Genomic DNA, 19,585 nt, shown 5'->3' with positions numbered 1-19,585 from the left:
CTTGCTGCCGCTGAACGTAACGTCACCGTGCCTGAATCACCCGGAGACCGCCCCAACTCTTGAGGGTCGTGTGTCCGGGTGTTACCCGTGCACATCCCAACCCCTGGGAGCGATCCCCCTCGTGAGAAGGCACATCCCCTGGTCCCTGACGGCCGCCACGGCCGCCTCCACCCTCGTGCTGGGGCTGCTGTCCGCACCCCCGGCCCTGGCCGACACCGACCCCCACTCCCCGCGTGATCGCACCGTTCCGGTCCCCGACACCTGGGAGCCGGGCGAGGCCAACACCGAACCCGTCGGCGGAGAACCGCCCAACGAACCCTGGACCCCGCCCGGAGCCGACTCTGAAGCAGAGTCGTTCGCTGAAAATTCCGAGGCACAGGCATTTACCTGTGACGACGGTAGCAACCGTGGCATCCAGTCCTGGTACCCCCTGGAGCGCCACCAGATCAGTGACCGCATGGAACTGACGGTCAACACCCAGGGCGGCAACCTCGTCCTGCGTCACCGCGACCTGACCATGGCTGGCACTGGACTGGATCTGTCAATCTCCAGTTTCTACAACTCCGAGCTCTCTTACGGTGGCTGGAGCCTGTCCCACGGCCAAGACGTGGGACTGTCAACTTTCAGAGACGACGTTATCTTCCAGGGGCCTTCCGGTTACTGCGCGACTTTCACCCTCGAAGAAAACGGCTCCTACACTCCGCCTTCGGGAGTCAACGCCGATCTGGAGGAGTTGGACAACGGCCGCTATGAGTTGACTTTCCACCGCGGCGAGTACGAAGACCAAGTGTGGACCTTCACCACCAACGGCTGGTTGCACTCCCAGGCCGACCGCAACGGCAACACGAACCACATGCGCTACGACAGCGACGGCGAACTGGTTTCGATCGTGGACACCCAGGAGCGGATCACTACCTTCACCTGGGATCGCTGGGTTCTGCCCACCATCACCGATCCCACCGGTGAGACCGCCGTATCCCGTACCTGGGACGACAAGGTCAGCAACAGTTTGATCGCATTCACCGACCGAGCAGGCCAAGAGCTGGAGTTCGGTTACCGACAAGGCAAGAGCGGTCTCAATGGCAAACTCCTGACGTCGGTCACCGACGCTACCGGCGCGGTGTGGAAAATCGCCTACAACGACAACGACCAGGTCTCCAGCCTGACCGTGCCCGACGGCAGCGAGGACGGAGCCACCACCACCTACTCCTACGCCGACGAATCCTCGTCCAACACCCAGACCACGGTCACCGACCCCGAAGGTGGCGAGTCCACCCTGGAGTTCGACGACCGGGGACGGCAAACCTCGGCGACCGACCAGGTCGGCAACACCCGCTCCCAGACCTGGACGGCGAACTCGGACGTGGCCACCACCACCGACGCCCTGCAAGCCTCGGTGACCTACGAGCACGATGAGTTCAACAACCTCATCGGCACCGAACTGCCCACGGGAGCCGCGACCTCGGTCGGGTTCACCGACACCGCCAACCCGGCCAAGCCCACCAGCGTGACCACCCCGGACGGGGACACGCTGGAGATGTCCTACGACGACGCTGGTAACCTCACCTCCGCCGTCCAGGAGGAGATGGACATCGAGGTCACCGACATCGCCTACCACTCCAACGGGCTGGTGGACGAGGTCACCGACGCAGGCGGCAACACCACCAGCTACTCCTACGACCGCGCCGGGAACATGACGGCGATGGACGAGCCGGGGCCGATGGGCACCACCGAGTACGGTTACGACGCGTTGTCGCGGGTCACCTCGGTCACCGACGGCAACGGTGTGAGGCTGGAGTACGGCTACGACCGGCTGGACCGGATCGTGTCCATCTCCCAGGGCGGTGACCTGCTCCAGGCCATCGACTACGACGGCAACGGCCGCCAGGTGGCCACGCACACCGACCAGGCGAGCGTGGAGCACTCCTACAACGGCCGCGGTGACCTGCTCCAAACCGTGCGCACCGACAGCAGCGGGAGCGAGACGACCACCTACGCCTACGACGCCGCGGGCAACGTCACTGAGATGGTCGAACACGGTAAGACCACGACGTATGGCTACGACGCCGCGTTCCGGTTGACCTCGCTCACCGACCACACCGGTGCTGAGACCACCTTCACCAGCGACGAGAACAACCGCCGCACGTCCATCGAACACCCGGACGGAGCTGTGGAGGAGCGCGCCTATGACGACTCGGGGCGGTTGACCGGTATCACCACCACCGGAGCCGCCGACCAGGCCCTGGTGGAGGCTGTCTACTCCTACGACGACGACGGAGTCGACAGCGACCAGCTCCAGTCGCGCACCATCGGCGGTGAGACCGAGACCTTCACCTACGACGGTCTGGACCGCCTCACCAGTGACGGCACCACCGACTACACCTACGACGACGTTGGCAACCTGCTCACCGCCGGGGCCGAGGAGTTCGCCTACAACGACGCCGACCAGCCCACCAGCGCTCGCGGGGCCGAGGTGGGCCACGACGAGGCCGGGAACATGACCTCGCGGGGTGAGTACGTCTATGAGTACTCGGTGACCAACCAGACGCTGCGCTCTGATGACGGTGAGGGCGAGCTGGCCTCGTGGCTGAGCTATGACACCACCGACCAGACCCAGATGCGCGGCGTCACCGACGTGCACGAGGGCACCCGGGTGGAGCGGCAGCTGTCCAACACCGCCCTGGGGGTCACCAACATCGCCTCCGCCGGCGAGCGCACCAGCTTCGTGCGCGACCCCGAGGGCCGTCTGGTCTCCATGGTGGCCTGGGACGGCAACGAGCGCTTCCACTACACCCTCGACCACCAGAACACCGTGCTGGCTCTCACCTCTGAGGGGTCGGAGGCTGAGTCCCCGGACGTGGTCTATGACTACAGCCCCTACGGCGAGCGCGCCTCTGAGAGCCTGGAGGGGACCGAGGCGGCGGCGTTGAGTCCGTTCGGATTCACCGGCGCCTACCAGTTCCAGGACGGCACGGTGCATCTGAACCACCGGTTCCACAGCACGTTCACGCTGGGCTTCACCCAGCCGGACCCGTCCCGGCAGGAACTCAACAACTACGCCTACGCGGCCTGCGACCCGATCAACAAGATGGACCCTACGGGCCTTAACGCTTCCTGCGGGTGGGGAATCGCTGGATTTGTCGGGGGTATGGCGTCGTACGCGTATGGAGCTTATGGCGTGGCAGCGATCGCTGCCGGAGTTGCTACGGGTGGTGTTGCGCTCCCTGCCATCATGCTGGGAATCACGATTGTAGGAATCGGCGGATCGATCCACGGGATGATGTCGTGCTGATCTGATACCACAGGCAGGGCAACCGGCTTCCCCGTCGGTTGCCCACAACAAAACGAGTAAGAATGATTTCTATCGCTTCATTTTTTTTGATCGTGTTCGCTTTCGTCTGCACGGTGCGTGTGCGTCGTTTGTCGAGCCAGGGGAAGGAAATAGAGAAAGCAGAGATTGGATTTTGGCTGATTGCTTCCGTTTTTTTGCTGAGTGGTTGGTCCTATGTCTTGTGGATGTCCCTGGGATACTGATCTTCTAGATTGTTGATGGAAAAAGTGGGTCACCAGGAAGCTTCCCTGGTGACCCTTAGGAGAGATGCTGATAGTCCCCGCAACCTTCGCACTCATGGCCATCGGGGCCATCGCCCTACTGGCCAAAGTTTTTCTTGTCAGTCGTAACTCAACAGCACCCAAATGGCTTGACTTGCTAATCGGATCCTCTTTCGTTATGTGTTTCCTCTTTTCTCTTGTTTGGCTGTTCTCCTAGGGTTATTTCTCACTGGATAGCGGGCATTGAAGCAGTGGAAGACTCCGAACGCCAGTCGATCAGAGTCTTGCGCCCAGGTGGAGAAAAATTGAGGATGCGGCAGCGTGATGGTGTCGTGCTCGTTCGCGCGTGCTTCTGCTGCCTTGAGGATCTGTTTGGCCCATCGGCGGTTTGTTGTGGGCAAGTCAAAGGCATCACACTATCCGCGTTCGGAAGGGCGCTCCCGGCCGTCGAGGATCGCTTGGGTGTGGTACTCGACGGCCTTGCGGAAGGCTTGGGATCGCGCGCCGGAGGCCCCTCCGGTGGAAGCGTGATCCTGTCATCCTGGTGTTCGTTGATGGGGTTGCCCACCATGTCGGATGTCTCCCGAGTCCAGAATTCCTTTTGGAGTCGGATCTCGATGTGGGCGGTACCTTCTGGAACCAGGGTGGGCCGAACTCGCGGCGTAGGTGTCAAATCGCTGCGAGGCGGATCATGTGAGTTCGAGGGCGTTCTCCCCGTCGAATACGGCCCACAGTTGCATACGCCCATGAGCCTGATGATCCCGGACGAGCCGGTGGGGCCCACACCCATCGGGCGAGGGATGTCGGGCTGCTCATGCGCTGCTGATTCGGGTGGAGGGCACTGACGCGAATTGGCCAGTCCACCTGGTGAGCCGCAGGGAGGACTACGTGTACGTTCGGGCTCTGGACAACAGCACCACCGGAGGGTGTCTTCGTCCGCGGTGTTGGCGACGCCGCCTCGTTCTTCTCATGCTTTGTTGATGCCATCTGATTGTGGCGTGCGAGGCTCGGTGGGGTAAGGGCTTCGGCCGCATTGGCCGTATCCGGCCGGTGGGCGGCCCCAGGTCCCGTGGGCCGGGATCGCCGGTCCTGCGGCGGCTGTGGGGCGCTGGCGGGCAGACCCGGGGGCGTTCCTTGGTTCGGGCCCGTAGGGTCACGGGATGGCAAAGTGCTCCGCGAGGTGGGTGCCCACCTGTACTGGACCTTGCACTGCGGAGCACACGGGGAGCATTTCAGGCCCCGATCCGGGACCGGCGCCTCGCCTGTTCGACTCGCGCACCCCGTTTGACCTGGGGTTTTGTGGCGCACCCGGCAGGATTCGAACCTGCGACCATCGGATTAGAAGTCCGGTGCTTTCGTGCCTATACGTGCCACACGGTGCCGTTTCGTCCCTATCCATCCGACCATCGCCATCGTTTCGTGTCAAGAGGTGCCGCCCGGTGTCGTCCCAGTCCGGAACAGCGGAGCATAATCGGAGCACACACGGGCCCGTGGCGGCGTCCGATGGCACCTCGCGAGGTCCTCACGAGCGGGAAGCCATCTTCCGTCACACGGTGAAGAGATGACTACCCACACCCCCAGGAGATGGTGCCCATGTCGTTCACTCCGTTGTTCTCCACCTACCGCCAGGGCGAGAACCGCATCACCTCCTCCATGCTCGCGGTCTTCGAACGCGTCGGCCTGTCCCTGACCGAGGAGATCCTCTCCCGGGCCTCCGGCGAGTCCACCCTGGAGACGGTCGCCTTCACTAACCAGCCCGCGACCGGCGCGGGCTCGGTCCCCGACGCCCGGATCTCCGCTGACTTCACCTACCTGTTCGAGGTCAAGACCGCCCGCGGCACGGTCGACGAGAAGCAACTGCGCGCCCATCTGAAGGCCCTGGGGGAGGGGCCGGGACAGTTGCTGTTCGTCCTCACCCCCGATGCGACACAGCCGCCGGTGACCGCCTCCTTGGCGGATCAGCGGGTGGTGTGGTTCAACTTCGCCGCGTTGCACGATGCCATCACTGCGGTCCTGGACGATGCCCTGCTCGCCCCGTCGGAGCGGGACCGGTTCCTGCTGCGGGAACTGCAGGCCCTGTTCGACAACGACGGCCTGCTCACCACCGACGAGGTGGTCATCGTCGCCGCCGACCTGGCCTACGACGAGTACCTGGACACCGGCGCCTACATCTGCCAGCCCCGCCGTTCCTTCCGGGACGGGTTGACCCACATGGGCTTCTACGCCCAGCAGGCCATCAAGCCCGAGATCGCCCGTATCGAAGCCTGCGAGGACCGAGTGCCGTTCACTTACGCCGAGGCCGACCGGCGTGAGGCCAACAGCGGGACCGATGCGCGTATCGGGGCTGTGATCCGTAGAGCCTTGGAGGCAGGGGAACGGGAGGAGGGCGAAGAGTACATGGTGTTCCTGCTCTCCGGCCCAGAGGATGCCGAGACTGTGGTGTTGGAGGCGCCGGTGGTCAATGACACGGTGGCCTCCTCCGGTCGTCCGTGGGCGTGGACGATGGGACAGCGGTATGTGTCACTGGCTGCTCTGCACAAGCCTGGGGTGCGCACCACCAGCGACCTGGAGACCTCCTAACCGTTCCCCACTTCTAAAAAACAGTCTCTTGCACCTGAGAAGGTGGGCGTGGAGGAGCCGGTCGGTCTGTTCGGCTTGGACCTCAGTGGCGTCGGCTGTGATCAAACTGGGGTTGAGACGGAGGCAAAGGCGCCTATGTGGATTAGGGGATCGTCTCATCTAGGTGAGACGGCTATCCTAGTGCTGTAACGACGGTAGTGGAGCCCCTGGTTCCGACAACCTGTGGAAGCTGTCTCAGAAGCCTGGCGCAACACGAGTCGATGCGAGGGCAAGGCAGCGAACGGCTGTACTAGGAAGTAAGGATAGTCGGCGTGGCAAAAGCCAAGGCAATTACTGACGAACGTACTCTTGCGGGCTGGTTTAGTGCGCCAACGGAATCCAGGGCGGAGAAGCTCGAAAGTGATGGAATTGACCCCATCTTCTATCACGCCGACGTTGAAGAGCACGTATTCGATCAGAGTTCTGGTGGAACCAAACGATGTGATCTGACTATTCGATCAAAGAAATCTGCGCTGGCAAGCGTGGAAATGAAGCGTCCAGAGGTGGCTCAGGCAAATTCCCCAGAGCTTCTAGTTGATGCCTGGAAGAAAGCAGTTGGTCGGGGTCTTCCCTTTTTTCTAACATGCAACTTTCGTGAAATTATACTCTGGGAAACGAAAAAAGGGCCTAGTCAGTCCGATCCGATTCTGAGTTTTGAAATAGCTCATGACCTGAGTCATTCCCGCTTTGCCCATGCTCGCCGAGATGAAATGCGCACGAATTGGCGGGCATTTCTGGATGAATTTTCTGAAATATATCGAAAGAAGATGTATCGTAAGAAGGGAGAGAAGAAACTACCACCACAAGCTTCCGAACTGAAGAGCTCCATTGCTGACGTGGCGGAAGAGGCGTCCGAGCGAATCCGTGAATCGGCGAAGGATAACGACTTCCGAGAGAAAACTCTGGATATCTTCCGTTCCCAGTTTGGTGTTGAAATTTCACTTGACCCGCACGGGAACGTGGATAATTTCATTTCGGAATCCGAGCAGGTAGCAACCATATCTGCGTTTGTTATCTCCACGCGCCTTATGCTTTACCAAGCCTTGGCAACAGCTACACGCCCGGATGGAACCAGCTTTGAGTTGGATGCCCTGGAGATCGCCCGAAACACGTCTGATCCCAGGAGAGTCGCTAGCGATCTGCGAAGTTTGTACGAGCACGCACGACGAAAGACGGGCGACTTTGAAGTTCAATTCTCTTCCACAGACCTCGATGACATCGTGTTTGTCGATGGCGAAAGTTCCACTCGCGACACCGGAGAACGCTGGGGTAAGCTAATTGATGTAGTTAAAGGTGCTGATTGGGAAGCCCCAGCATCCTATGTTCCGGGACTTTATGAGTCTCTCCTTGACGACGAGCACAGGCATGTCATGGGAGTTCATTACACCCCTGATACAGTCGTAGAGCTGATTACTGCATATGCTGTGCGGGAGCCTGCAGACGTTGTTCTAGATCCATCTTCTGGTGCCGGTACATTCGTTACAATGTGTTACGATCGAAAAAGGGCTCTTGGGTCAACACATGAACAGGCGCTTGAGGAAGTTTACGCCGTTGAGCTGGCGGAGTTTGCTGCTTCCCTAACTGGATTCAACTTGACGCTTGCTGACTCCTCAGCAACGTCTGCTTATCCTCGTGTATTTCGCGCCGACTTTTTTGATACTTACCCCGGATATCAGAGCCCGCTGACTCTCCCTTCAGTGGGTCGCCTTAAGTACCCGAAGCACGTAGATGCCGTAGTCGGAAACCCTCCATATATCAGATTCGAAAACCGCACCCCTGAAGAGCGTCAGGAGGTTCTTGAATTCCTTCAGAACCACTTTAATAAGACTCAAACGACCTATCCAAATTTCACTGGCAAGGCTGACATATGGGCGTTTTTCATCGCGGGTGCGCATATGTATTTGCGGCCTGGTGGGCGGCTGGGTTTTATTGTTTCATGGAGCCTGCTGGCCTCTGAATATGGAGATGCTGTGCTCGCCTTCCTCTCTCGATATTTCAAGGTGCATGCTATTATCGATAGCAGGGTGGAACGATGGTTTGCTGCGAAGCAGAATACCGTAATCATCCTTGCGGAAAAGGTAGAAGAGCCTACTGCAAGGTTCTCGCATATGCCAAACCCGAACATGCCAGAAGATCACCTGGTTCGTTTCGTGCGCTTTAAGCAGCCTTTGTCTGATCTCTTGGAAATGGACTTTTCGCGTGGCAAGCGAGGAGAGGATGTAATCGATGAGATTCTGGAAACTACTTTTGATGTAGGCGAGGATCTCCGGTGGGATATCCGAGTATTTCCGCAGGCTCAATTGGTGGATTCTGGGCGCGATGCTGGTAATTCTAGCGAGGAGAAATAATGTCTGGCGGAGTGGATTTTCGAATCCTTGGTGCTAAGCATGCATTCCCTGGTAAACTCGGTTCATTCTGGGGTGCATGTCTCGTCGAACCGCCGAGTATTGGAGCGTTGCGCCGCAAGGCAGATTCTAAGCTCATTCGCCTAGGCGATATTGCGCCTGCCAAGTCCGGAATTCCCACCCGGGTTGTAGGTTATTTTTGCCTTGAGGAAATTGCTGATCCAACGATCATGGCCCGAATGGGCCTGAGGTCTCAACGAGATCGACAGCGCCTCACAGTTGTTCGGGATGGTAGGCAGGCTCTACACGTTATTGAACGTGAGGCCCTCAAACCTATGGTCCGCCGCCCAGGGATCCTGGAAGGGCGAATCGATGTTAAAGTCGAGGACACTGATCCCTGGCGAATGCTTTATCTGCAGGAGACGAAGAGCGAAATAGAACTCAAGCGGTGGGCTCATGTGCTTTCCTATATTCACTATGGTGAGACTACCGACTTTCCAGCTAAAGAAGGAAGCCGGCGAGCTGGGGGTATTCCTGCTCAGCGCTCTCAAGTTCGCGTTAGGCCCGTGTGGTTCCAAGTGCCCAGGATCTCCACTGGTCCAGGAAGGGTTTGTTGGGTCAAGGGCAGGGGAGAGCGACACTATGCGCCAACGCTTGCAGCAGATATTCTGATCCCAGATAACTTTATTTACTCAGCCCCACCTGCGGAACTTTCCGTTCCTCGTGCCTTCGCGGCGGTTGCTAATCTTACGTGGACAAATCTTATGGCAGAGGTGTATGGACGGAGAGGAGGCGGGGACGGAGTCCTTCACACATATATCCGCGAACTTGAGCAGATGCCAATCATCAATCCGTTGAAATTTACAAATTCGCAAGCGGAGGATCTGGTTGAACTCTTCGAACGCTTGTCTGCCCGTCCGGTGCTACCAATTGACGATGAACTCCGTCAAGCTGATCGCCAAGAATTTGATTCGTGGGCGATGAGGTACCTATTTGGTCCTGATGCCGATGATGCTGCTCGTGCTGTCGAACGATCTATCAGAGACCTGGTCATGGAGCGCACTCAGCGCACGGTGAGTGGTCGAGAGCAGCAGCAGAAGGCAGTTCGCAGGACTGTTTTTGATCCTGCGCCTATCGCGGCGCGTATCCTGATTGATCATGGGATCCCACCTAAGATTGGAGATTTTCTCCCAGCTGAGGAGGGATCGATGGAGATGACCATCATCCTAGATGTGCCTGCCCATGAAGTGCTTCCAGTAACTCTTGGCGAGACCCTGCTTGACCAGGGAGACGTTCTCATTGGTTCAAATAAGCTGATGGACACTCCAAGTGAAGCGCATTCTCAGGCTCTAGTTGCCCTATTGACTGTTAATCCAAATTTTACTGGGGAGTTCGCGATCCCGGTTGACTCCAGTGTTGTTGCAGCTGCTGTGAGCAACTGGAATGAAGCTTGGGGGGGGTGGCTTCGAAATGTACAGACTGAGTTGAAATCTATTCTTCCCAAGCCATCCCAGGCGCAGCGTCGTGTGCAAGTTGCACGTGAGCTCGAGTCCAGGACTGGTCTTCTCGCGTCTACAGTAACCGTAGAGTAATTAACTCTGGAAGTTGCTTCCCCGGCTTGCCAAGGAGATGAGCTTCCTGCCCTTGAGTGTCTCAGCATGCTTTAGGTCGAAGGCAGAGTTGATCCAGCCGTTGAGAGAGTCACTCCGGACGGGCCGCGTAGACCCGGGGCAGAGTCAGGTCCTGGAGTTTTTGGGTTAGCCAGGGAACGCACGGACGTCGGGTTCGAGGTTCTCTGCCCTCCGTATAAAGGTAGGTCCCCGTAGCTTTTCCGCTACGGGGACCGTCTGTCATGTAAGAACCGAGTGATCGCCGAGTCTTCGGCTCGCTTCATTGATCGCAGTGTGGAGCTCGTGGAACAGCTGGTTAGGAAAGATTTGCTGGCCAAGGCCGGAGGATTTGAGTACAGGGATCAAGCTGCCCACCTGATCGGATGAAAGCTTTCCCTTCCACGCGGTGAGCAGATCCCGGGCCGGGTAGCCGTCCTGTGCGCGGACGATGTCGACAACCAGCTGTGAAGCGAGTTCGGAAGTATCCCCTTGGAGATCCCCGAGTAGTTCCATTGCGACGATCCCGAGTCGTGTCGTGAACACGGCCTGGTTGCTGTCGACGTCACGGACACGACCCAGGACCGCATCAGCGTCGGTGGTCGTGGCCTCGCCGGATTCCCTGTGACACCACAGGACGAGATTCGCCCGGACGGCTCTCTCCCACGGTTCCCGAACCTCGCTGTCCTCGGCCATGGCCAGCGCAGTTCTCGGATCACCCCCGGTGAGCGCGGCGATGACGGCGACCTGGCGGCCGTCAAAAAGACGGTCACCGATCCCGCCGTGCTGCCGAGCCTGCTCAGCAGCCTCCTGCCATCTGCCTTCAGTAGCCAGGGCCCGCATCCCGTCTCCCAGAAACACCGTCCACAGCCAGCGGTGCAGCTCCGCCCGGTCTTTGCCGGAGGCGGTGATCCGATCCAGGGGGAGTTCATGTCCGTCGATCACGGTGGTCGTGGCCGTGCGCACCCCTTCGCGCAGGGCGATGAGCATCGCGAAGGCTTCTGTGCCGTTGCCCGCTCGGATACGGAGCCGGGCCAGGTTGACCACCGGCTCCAGAGCGCGTTGGGCCATGGCGGCGTTCAGCGGCAGGTGCGTTAGGCATGCCTGGGCATGTTCCCAGCACCAGTCGCGAGCCAGCTCGGGCAGTCCGACGTCGGAGGCGAGCAGCGCTGCGCCGTTGTAGACCTGCGCGGCGGCAGCTAGGGCTTCCTCACCCGAACCGAACCGCGCGGTCCGTCCCGCCGCGGTGAGGCGTTCGACGCGCGCGTTCAGGCTGTCCGCGGGCGGGCGCGGCCGGGGGATGAGCGGGAACCAGTGCGCGAACCTCATGCGGGCTCGCCCCAGGAGACCATCAGGGTGGAGTGGGTCCGCGCCAGCACCCGTCGGGTCACGGTGGAGGGTTCCGGGACAGGGCTGTAATGCAGGGCGAAGGAGAGTTCCTCGGTGCGGTGGGGTTCCCAGGCCCGGATGTGTTCGGCCATCTGCTTGGCCAGCTTCTGCCCGGCGGGGGCGTGTCCGATGACGCCGACCTCGTGACGCCCCTGCTGGCCATCCACCGGGCGCATCGTCAAGTACGCCAGCCCCCGCTCGCCCACGGGGACGCTGGCCATGTCACCCCAAGGCAGTCCGGGGGAGATCAGGCCGCTGGTCACGGCCTGAGGCTGGACCGGCATGCGTGAGACGCGGTTGTTCAAACGGGTGGCCAGCCACAGCCACATCGGGTCCAGGGGCTGGCCCTTGCCGAAGTCCACCCCCGTCCATGTGGTGGCGGAGGGTTCGGCGAGCACGTGGTCCACTTGCTCGGGTGCGATGCTCTGGTCCTGGTTGGACTGGAGCAGAACCGTCCCGTCGCCGTCCAGAGCCAGGATGCGGCGCGGGTCGTCACCCACGCCTCCGCCGCGCAGGGGCATGAACGTGCACAGCTGGCTGTCCACGGAAACCCAGTGGTCGCCGCGGGCTTCGAAGACGATGGAGCGGGAGACGTCTCCGGCGATGCGCACCGGGGCGATGAGCCTGCCGCCGGGGGCGAGCTGGTCCACCCAGGCGCGGGGCACGTCGTGACATCCCACTGTGGCGATCACCCGGTCGAACGCGGCTGCGTCGGGGTGGCCGAGCGCACCGTCGCCCAAGACCACCGTGACGTTGGTGGCGCCGTTCTCCTTCAGCCGGGCGCGGGCACCCTCGACCAGGTCCTGGTCGACGTCGATGGTGGTGACCGATCCGGTCGGTCCGACCAGGTGACCGATGAGGGCGGCATTATAGCCGGTGCCCGCACCCAGTTCCAGTACGCGCATGCCGGGTTCGAGCTGGGCCTGTTCCAGCATGGTCGCGACGACTCCGGGTTGGGAGCCGCAGCTGATGGAGGCGCCGTTGTCGTCGTGCTTGATGTGCACGGGGGCGTTGGTGTAGGCCTCCTCCAGGGTGGCGTTGGGGACGAAGGCGTGGCGCGGTACCGAGCGGAACGCCTCCTCCACCGCCGGGGTGGTGAGGACACCGTTCTCCCGTAGCTGCCGGATGAGGTCCTCGCGCAGGATCTCCGCGGACTCGGGCGTGGTGCGGTGGGTGGTGTCGGTCATGGTGGCCTCTCTGGCGGTGGTGGACAGGATGTGCTGGTCCCGGTAGGGCAGGCCCCACCGGTTGAAGGCGAAAATCAGGTAGTGGGCACACACCGCGCGCAGGCCCCGGTTCAACCTGCCTTGGGCGGCGAGGTCGGCCAAGGCGGCTCCGGCCGCGGTGAATACCTGCGCCCAGCTGCTGGTGTGGTGCAGCGGTCCCGAAACGGTAAGGGGGCGCGGGTTGAGGGTCATGAGGGTGCGCGCCGAGGAGAGCAGCTCCTTTTCCGGACGGAAGGGCTCGGGAAGGGCGCGTAGAGCGGTGACCTTGGCCCAGACGTCGGCCTGCTCGAACCAGTCCAGCCGTGCTCCGCGCAGGAAGGCACTGCCGAGCAGGAGGGTGAGTTCACGGCGGCCGAGTTCCGTGCCGGACGTCGCGTCGCGGCGCCTCAGGTAGGCGAGGAGGTGGCGGCTGTCCTCACAGAACACGGCGTGAGCCAGAGCCATCCCCGCCGCTCCGCCGAAAACCTCGTTCTCGGGCTCGTAGATGCCGTGCACCCACCTGGCCACGGCGCCCTCGCGGTGGAGGCGCTGTAGTTCGGTGTCCAGGAACTGCCGGGCCGGGCGGCCTCCGGCGTAGCGCAGCCGCCAGTGGGGCTTCTTACGGACGAACCACCACGCCGGGATGAGCCCCTCCTTGCGCGCTCCTTCGAGAGCCGGGCCCAGGCCGTGAACGCCCCAGTGTTCGGCGGCGGCCCAGTCGGCCCACTGGATGAGGATCTGCGGCTGCTCGTCACCCGTCAACGTGGTGCTCCTAGTGGTCGAGGAGAAGAAAGACGGCCCAACCCATGTCGGGGGAGGGTGTGTGCAGCGTGTGCAGGGCGGTGGCGATACCGGCTGCCCCCTCCAGCAGGCCGATTCCGGTTCCAGTGAGCAAGCCGTCCGCCACCGAAGCGGCATCACCGTCTGAGAACGAAGCGCACAGCCCGGGGGCGTTGCCCAGCGCGGTGGCGTGGGCGAGCACCGCCAGACCGGTACGGCCGTGGCACAGCGAAGAGTCCAGCGCCGTCGGTGACGTGGAAATGTCGGTGAAGACGCGGGCGAGAGTGCTCTGCGCCACGGCGTAGCGCCGCTGGTCCCCCAGGTCGTCAGCCGCGAGCAGCTGCGCGCGGGCCACGCCCGCAGCGCCGTAGCACCACGACGGCCGCTGTGGGCCGACCAGGCCGCAGGTTCCGTCGAGTTGGGCGCGGGTGATCCAGTACGGCCACCACGCCCCGGCCGGAGACGAGCGTTGCCAGGTGTCGAGCCAGCCCAGGATGCGCTCGATCGCTTCCACGTGTCCGTCCACCTCGATCCCGCGCCGCAGGGCGGTCGCGAGGAGTGTCAGGGGACCGGCGATGCCGTGGGCCATGCCGGTGTTGGCGTGCCCGCCAGGGAAAGCAGCATCGACCCTTCCTCCCGGGCCGACCGGACTCCACCAGCCGGGAAGCATACGGCCGTGGACGGTGACCGGTTCGGTCAACCGCACCAGGTAAGCCAGCAGGTCCCGGAGGAGCGAGCCCTGCGGGTCGCGGGCCAGGAGCAGGGCGCCTAGCCCGGTCAGGCCTCGGATGGTGTCGAACTCCGAAAGCAGCGCAAGCTCACCGGCGTTCATCCGCGCGTGCGCCTGTTCCAGGCGGGAGAGCACGATCCGGTCCACGGTCCTGTTCAGCCGGGCAAGCTCACGCTCATACCCAGGGCGGACCGCTGAAGCCCGGTGCAGGACGAACGCCACCGCAGGTGCGCCGTAGTACAGGTGCGCGCTGGGGGAGGAGTCCACGTCCTCGGCGACCGCGCACTCCAGCCACCGCTGGACGCGTTCCCACGAACCGTGACCGGTGCGGGCGCGTTCGATGTGCAACAGCGCCACCCCGACCGCGCCGTGCGCCAGGGACTGGGGCCACCACCGGTCTCCGACCAGAGCACGGCCCTGCCCAGGTGTGGCCAGGCGGTCAGCCACCAGTCCCGCTATCTCCGTCGCTTCGGTGATCGTGGTGTTCACGCGGCCTCCTTCCGGCAGAGCTGAACGAGAACCTCGGTCGGCCGCCCGTCGCACCATCCGGACGAGCGCGGGTCGGGAGCCTCGGTGAGAACCGTGCCGCCTTCCTTGTCCACCTGGGCGCGCAGCAGGAACAGGTGCGCAGGCTCGGCAAGGTCCAGGCGCAGACGCTGGTCGCCCTTGCCCAGATCCACCACGCCGGGCAGATTGCGGCGCTCAGCCCAGAGCGCCCACTCTCGCCGCCACCGCGGCCACGACGCGGTACGCGGGGGAAGGTCGGCGGCCCTGACGCGCCACCGGGCGTTGGCCAGGACCACGTTGCCCGAGCGCACACGGGGCAGGAACGGCAACGTGGAGGCGGTGCCCCAGTCGAACCCGATGACCACCGCGCGTCCGGCGCGGGGGAGTTCGGCCAGGAACCGGGCCAGCGGCGGGGCGTAGCGCAGGTTCAACGCGTGCGGCACGACAGGCTCAACCCTGCGCGCCAGGGCGCGTGAGAACAGGAAGAGACCGTCGTCATCGCACCCGACCGCGAGATCGTCCACACCCAGCTGCCCTGGTCCTGGACCGGGGTATTCGCCCACGCTGACGACGTGATCGAGCAGTCTCCCCGAGCGGACCAGATGGGCGCTGCGGGCTCGCAGCGGCGGGAACGACAACTGCACCGGAACCGCCCCGGCGGAGGTGGTGTGCGAGACGGCTTCGCGTAGGTCGTTCCGAATACCGGCCAGGGCGGCGAAGCGTCCCGCCATGGTGGCCGCGCTGCGGGAGGCGCCCAGCACCGCGACGCGGAACCGGCCGCTGTCCAGCGCGGCTCGTGAGGGTGACTCCACGCGCAGGTTCAGTTCCGTGTGCCCAGGAGGCGGCGCGAAGTGTCGGGCAGCCAGCTCGTCCAGGAGCGCGTCTGCGCTGATCTCCCGCCGACCGTCCAGAGCGGCGGCTTGGGCCTGCTCCAGCAGCCAACGGTCGCGGTCAGTGAGGGGCCTGGCGCGGCCTTCGGTGTCAGCGGTGGCGTAGCCGTAAGGGAAACCCAGCCCCGTCTGGGGGTGCACGACCTCGGGGACGGGCACGAGCGCGTCGCCGTACCGGTCGGCGAAGCGTTCTCGGTACGTGCGCCACGCGGGCAGCCCGTCCGGGTAAGGGGACAGGACGGTCAGCATGTGCGCGGCCTGCTCTGCCGCGCGCGCCACCGCCACGGGCAGAGCCAGGCCGGCGTCCACCCGCACGTCCACCCCCAACGGCTGGACCCGAGACACGCGCCCGACCGCCTCGTCGGCCGTCCTCAACGTGCTAGACCCGCCACCGTGGTTGTGCTCCTCCACCGCAGTGTGAGCCTCCTGGAGAAGCGACACCAGCGGTCGGGTTTCGGGCAGAGCGCAGCTGTTGCTCTGAGCGAGGGAAGAGACGAGGCAACCGAGGGGGTCGGTTTCGGTGGACGCAGGGGCAAGAGAGGTGAGTAGCGCCCGCGCCTGGACCAGTCGGGCCAGCATGGCGTTAGTGCTCACGGCAGGTTCATCGGGGTACTCAGCGGCCAGCTTGGCCCGGAGCGTCGACCATGACACGGGCTGACGTGCTGCTTCCAGGACCAGGCGTACGGCGCTGCTGATACGGACCTCGACCTGCTCCGTGTCCGCTCCCGGCGCACCCGGGTCGGGGCGCGCGTACTGGGGCACGACGAGGTGTCCGCGCTCTTCGACGGCGGTGTTGTTGGCGACGACCAGCAGGTGGTCGCACACCGCAGGCAGGGCCTCCAGCGCGCTGACGACCTCGGCCACCCATGCCCCGCCCGGAGAGACCACCTTCCGGTGCGCGCCGCCCCACACCACCTGTGAGCGTTCGGAGAAGGTCGCGGCGGCCACGCCGGCGAACAGCCCGAAGGGAGTGGCGCGGCCGTCGGCCCGCAGCACGTACCGCAGGACGGAAGCGGTCACCTTCCGCACCCGGCGTATCCGCACCGCGGCCGGATCTTGGTCGAGCAGAGCCTCCACACCGGCCGCCAGGTCGGGCGAGGCGTGCCGGATCGCCTCGGCCAGACCCAGGTGCTTCCGCGCGCGGTGCAGCCATGCCAACCACGGACGCGGGTCACTGCCGCTCAGGTCCGGTACACCGTCCGTCGGCAGGTCGTCGAGCAGGCTCGCCCGCACCAGCGGTCGGCCGACCACACGCCAACCCACGTGCTGCTCCTCGCCGGAAGCCATCTCCCCTCCTCCCAGGAGCGCTGGTCGGCACCGGCGTCCGGGACCGGTGCCGACCGTGCGGATCAGTTCGCGGTACTGACGCACGCGTCCGGGCAGCTGGAGCCGCAGCCGTCGTCACTGGCGGGAAACGGCTGTATGGAGGGGACCGATGCGATGAGGCGAAGGTCCAGGGACAGCGGCTCGGACGGTTCGGTGTTGAGGGGCTCGGTCAGGTGCATGAACTCTCCCGTGAGTGCTGGCGACGGTGAACGGATCAGGGGCCCGGCAGAGTCGGGGAAGCGTCGTTCAGGCCGAGGTGCTGGTGACGCACGTGGTGGGGCAGCTGGTTCCGCAGCCGTCGTCGGTGAGGTTGATCAGCTGGGCCAGGGAGTCGCTGTTCTCGATCAGCCGGATGTCGAGGGCGAAGGGAGATTCCTGGCCGGGGCTGTCCTGCGTGTTCTGCACAGGTCTTTCCTTTCTCATGGGGGCCTGTGAGCACAGCTCAGATTAGGGACCCGCAAGAGACAGGTGAAGGTGTTTCCCGCCAGGGAATAAATTCGTCCGCAGTGGTGCCGGTTATGCCCGGTTGCGGTATTCCTGGGCGAGACCGCGCAGGAATGACCTGGTGTTTTCGCCTTCGAGCGCGTGTTCGTGGAAGAAGGCGAATATCTCCATGCTGTAGGAGATGTCCTTCGGGTCGCGCAGGGCGAGCTTGCCTGTGAACACCTCGACGGTCACCAGGCGGTCGTCGTAGACGGTGAACCCGTTGAGAGGGCCGCTGGGCACGGGAGGATCGGCGGGCACGACGCGGATGTCCACGCTGGGCAGTTCGCTGAGCGAGGCGATCCGGTCCATCTGCACCGCCATCGCCTCCGGACGGCACAGCGGCCAGCGCAGCGCAGCCTCGGTCAGGACGAACACGAAGCGCTTGCCCTCGTCGTAGAGCACCGTCTGACGCTCCAGGCGCCGAGCGAGCGCCGTCTCCCAGCTCGCACCGCGGTTCACCAGCGTGTGCGACAGGGTCTGACGCGCGTAGTCCGGGGTCTGCAAAAGCCCGGTGATCATGCAGGGCAGGAAGAAGCGGATGGTGGACGCCGAGGCCTCGATCGCGGCCAGGTCCCGCTGGGTCTCCCCGAGACCGCGCTGGAGCGCGGTACGAAAACCCTGGTAGTCGGTGTTGGCTACACGGGCCAGCTCCAGTAGGCGCGCGGCCTCCTCCTCCCCGGGCGGAACGTCGAGCGCATGCAGGATGCGCTCGACGTCCAGCGCGGAGGGCAGTACGCGGCCGTTCTCGATCTTGCTGACTTTGGCCTGGCTCATCCCGCTGCGGACGGCGAGCCGCGCGCCGGTCAGCCCCGAGGCGCGGCGGAGGCTGCGAAGGGCCTCCGCCAGCTCGCTGCGCGGCTGTTGGGCACGGTCGGGCTCAAGCGTCAATCAGTCGGCCTTGTAGTACTCGGTGAAGGGGACGGCGTGCTCCAGGGCCAGGTTCTTGTAGGCGACGTAGGGGGCGGGATCGGCCCCCTCCAGGAGTTCCCGGCCGGTCTGGGTTCCGTCGGCAGCGTAGTGCATGAGCACCACGCGGGTGTCGTCGAAGAGCCAGAAGTCCTGGCGGGGCAGGCCGGGGTCGGGGGTGGTGACGAAGTCGAGGATGTTGACCTCTTCACCGGCCTGCACGCTGAAGGCGTACCCCCACTCGAACTGGAACCTCAGGTGGTCGCCGAGGGGACTGGTCAGGGTGTGGACCCGCCGGATCCGGCGTCCGGACTCGACGTGGTTGCGCACGCGGAGCAGGTAGCTGTCGGTGTGCAGCTCTTCGGCCGGTCGGGTCTCCCCGGCCAGGAACCGGCGCAGTTCCTCTTCCTCCTCGGGCACGGTGTAGCTGGGCAGGGTCTCCAGCCGGAACGCCTCGCGCTGGAAGGAGTCGAAGAACTCCCGCCAGGCGTCACCTTCCAAGCGCACGGGCGGCCTCCTCGATCAGGTGCGTGGGGATCTCGACCGCGGCCTCTCCCTGTGAGGGGGTGAGGCCGGTGGTGTCGGTCAGGAGCGCGCCCTGCACGACGACGGTCCCGTTGTCGGTGGAGTAGATTCCCGGGCAGTCATCCCGGTTGCAGTCGCCGGAGAGCTTCTCGAACTTCATGGCATGGCCCTTTCCGAAAGGGTCGAAACGGAATTCACATTAGAGAGGTGTTCGGGCCCGGTCAATCTCTGGCCGGATATTCCTGCCTGGGAATAAACCCGGACTGCGCGGACGGTCGCGCGCTGTTTGTGTGGAGCGGTGATTCGGTGGAAGCCGGGGGCGCAGCTGGTTATGCCACCTTCCAGCGGAAGGCTGCTCCGTCCCGGAGCCCGAGGCGCGTGTAGGTACACCACGACCGCCTCGTAGACGGTCACCTCCGGCAGTGGCTCTTCGGCTGCCATGTGTCTTACCTGGTCCGGGCTCCCCACGAGGATGCGCGGACCGGCTCGTGGCGGCTCTACGGGGTGGGGACGGAATTCTCCGGCTGGTGCAGGAGGGCGGCGATGTGTTCCTTGGGGTAGCGGCGTGCTCCGCCGGGGGTGCGGAAGGGTTGGAGGACGCGGTCCCAGTCGCCTCGGTGGAGGCTGCGGGTGCGGATGTTGAACAGGGCGGCGACTTCGCCAGGGGTGAGGACGTCGGGGCTGTCGATGAGGAGGTCGCGGTAGTCGGGCATGAGGC

At 63.8% G+C, this 19,585-nt stretch carries 14 protein-coding genes and 1 tRNA gene; 4 read left to right on the top strand and 11 right to left on the bottom strand.

Annotation, left to right across the window (positions count from 1 at the left end):
- Window positions 1–121 precede the first annotated feature (121 nt).
- Complete coding sequence (locus ACSIH6_RS30305) at window positions 122–3,292, top strand: RHS repeat domain-containing protein (protein WP_435111752.1); 3,171 nt, start codon at window positions 122–124, stop codon at window positions 3,290–3,292.
- A 1,560-nt stretch (window positions 3,293–4,852) separates the two neighbouring features.
- Here the strand turns inward: ACSIH6_RS30305 and ACSIH6_RS30300 are convergent.
- Window positions 4,853–4,933 (bottom strand) — tRNA-Arg (locus tag ACSIH6_RS30300).
- 212 nt (window positions 4,934–5,145) lie between these two features.
- Between ACSIH6_RS30300 and ACSIH6_RS30295 the strand changes: the two genes are divergently transcribed.
- The 3 genes from ACSIH6_RS30295 to ACSIH6_RS30285 all read left to right on the top strand — a co-directional run bounded on the left by ACSIH6_RS30295 (window position 5,146) and on the right by ACSIH6_RS30285 (window position 10,108).
- Entirely contained in the window at window positions 5,146–6,132 is a 987-nt protein-coding gene (locus tag ACSIH6_RS30295; protein WP_435111751.1) for a hypothetical protein, read from the top strand.
- Between the two features lie 311 nt (window positions 6,133–6,443).
- Entirely contained in the window at window positions 6,444–8,519 is a 2,076-nt protein-coding gene (locus ACSIH6_RS30290; RefSeq protein WP_435111750.1) for an Eco57I restriction-modification methylase domain-containing protein, read from the top strand.
- Window positions 8,519–10,108, top strand: coding sequence for a hypothetical protein (locus ACSIH6_RS30285; RefSeq protein WP_435111749.1), 1,590 nt, complete (start codon window positions 8,519–8,521; stop codon window positions 10,106–10,108). Before ACSIH6_RS30290 ends, ACSIH6_RS30285 begins: the two co-directional genes overlap by 1 nt.
- 258 nt (window positions 10,109–10,366) lie before the next feature.
- Here ACSIH6_RS30285 and ACSIH6_RS30280 read toward each other — a convergent pair whose 3' ends face one another.
- The 10 genes from ACSIH6_RS30280 to ACSIH6_RS30235 form a co-directional block, all read right to left on the bottom strand.
- On the bottom strand, window positions 10,367–11,452 hold the full coding sequence (locus ACSIH6_RS30280; protein WP_435111748.1) for a hypothetical protein: 1,086 nt from the start codon (window positions 11,450–11,452) through the stop codon (window positions 10,367–10,369).
- Window positions 11,449–13,479, bottom strand: coding sequence for a methyltransferase, FxLD system (gene fxlM / locus ACSIH6_RS30275; protein ID WP_435111747.1), 2,031 nt, complete (start codon window positions 13,477–13,479; stop codon window positions 11,449–11,451). The genes ACSIH6_RS30280 and fxlM overlap by 4 nt, the downstream gene beginning before the upstream one ends.
- A 10-nt stretch (window positions 13,480–13,489) precedes the next feature.
- Window positions 13,490–14,716 carry a lanthionine synthetase C family protein gene (locus ACSIH6_RS30270; RefSeq protein ID WP_435111746.1) on the bottom strand — a complete coding sequence of 409 codons (1,227 nt, stop codon included), beginning with the start codon at window positions 14,714–14,716 and terminating at the stop codon, window positions 13,490–13,492.
- Window positions 14,713–16,911, bottom strand: coding sequence for a lantibiotic dehydratase family protein (locus ACSIH6_RS30265; RefSeq protein ID WP_435111745.1), 2,199 nt, complete (start codon window positions 16,909–16,911; stop codon window positions 14,713–14,715). Before ACSIH6_RS30265 ends, ACSIH6_RS30270 begins: the two co-directional genes overlap by 4 nt.
- 62 nt (window positions 16,912–16,973) lie before the next feature.
- Entirely contained in the window at window positions 16,974–17,129 is a 156-nt protein-coding gene (locus ACSIH6_RS30260) for an FxLD family lanthipeptide (RefSeq protein WP_435111744.1), read from the bottom strand.
- Window positions 17,130–17,196: 67 nt separating this feature from the next.
- Complete coding sequence (locus ACSIH6_RS30255; RefSeq protein ID WP_435111743.1) at window positions 17,197–17,355, bottom strand: FxLD family lanthipeptide; 159 nt, start codon at window positions 17,353–17,355, stop codon at window positions 17,197–17,199.
- A gap of 111 nt (window positions 17,356–17,466) precedes the next feature.
- The gene (locus ACSIH6_RS30250) at window positions 17,467–18,324 is read right to left on the bottom strand and encodes a helix-turn-helix domain-containing protein (protein ID WP_435111742.1); all 858 of its coding nucleotides are present in this window, start codon (window positions 18,322–18,324) and stop codon (window positions 17,467–17,469) included.
- Window positions 18,325–18,849 (bottom strand): DUF6879 family protein, encoded by a 525-nt coding sequence (locus ACSIH6_RS30245; protein WP_435111741.1) that lies wholly within the window; start codon window positions 18,847–18,849, stop codon window positions 18,325–18,327.
- Window positions 18,833–19,027 carry a hypothetical protein gene (locus ACSIH6_RS30240; protein ID WP_435111740.1) on the bottom strand — a complete coding sequence of 65 codons (195 nt, stop codon included), beginning with the start codon at window positions 19,025–19,027 and terminating at the stop codon, window positions 18,833–18,835. The genes ACSIH6_RS30245 and ACSIH6_RS30240 overlap by 17 nt, the downstream gene beginning before the upstream one ends.
- A gap of 337 nt (window positions 19,028–19,364) precedes the next feature.
- Window positions 19,365–19,580, bottom strand: coding sequence for a hypothetical protein (locus tag ACSIH6_RS30235; RefSeq protein WP_435111739.1), 216 nt, complete (start codon window positions 19,578–19,580; stop codon window positions 19,365–19,367).
- Between the last annotated feature and the right edge of the window lie 5 nt (window positions 19,581–19,585).

It is taken from the genome of Nocardiopsis synnemataformans (assembly GCF_965343085.1).
Classification (GTDB): Bacteria; Actinomycetota; Actinomycetes; order Streptosporangiales; family Streptosporangiaceae; genus Nocardiopsis; species Nocardiopsis alborubida.
Note: the sequence above shows the minus strand (reverse complement) of the source record. Positions and strands in the feature narration are given on the sequence as shown.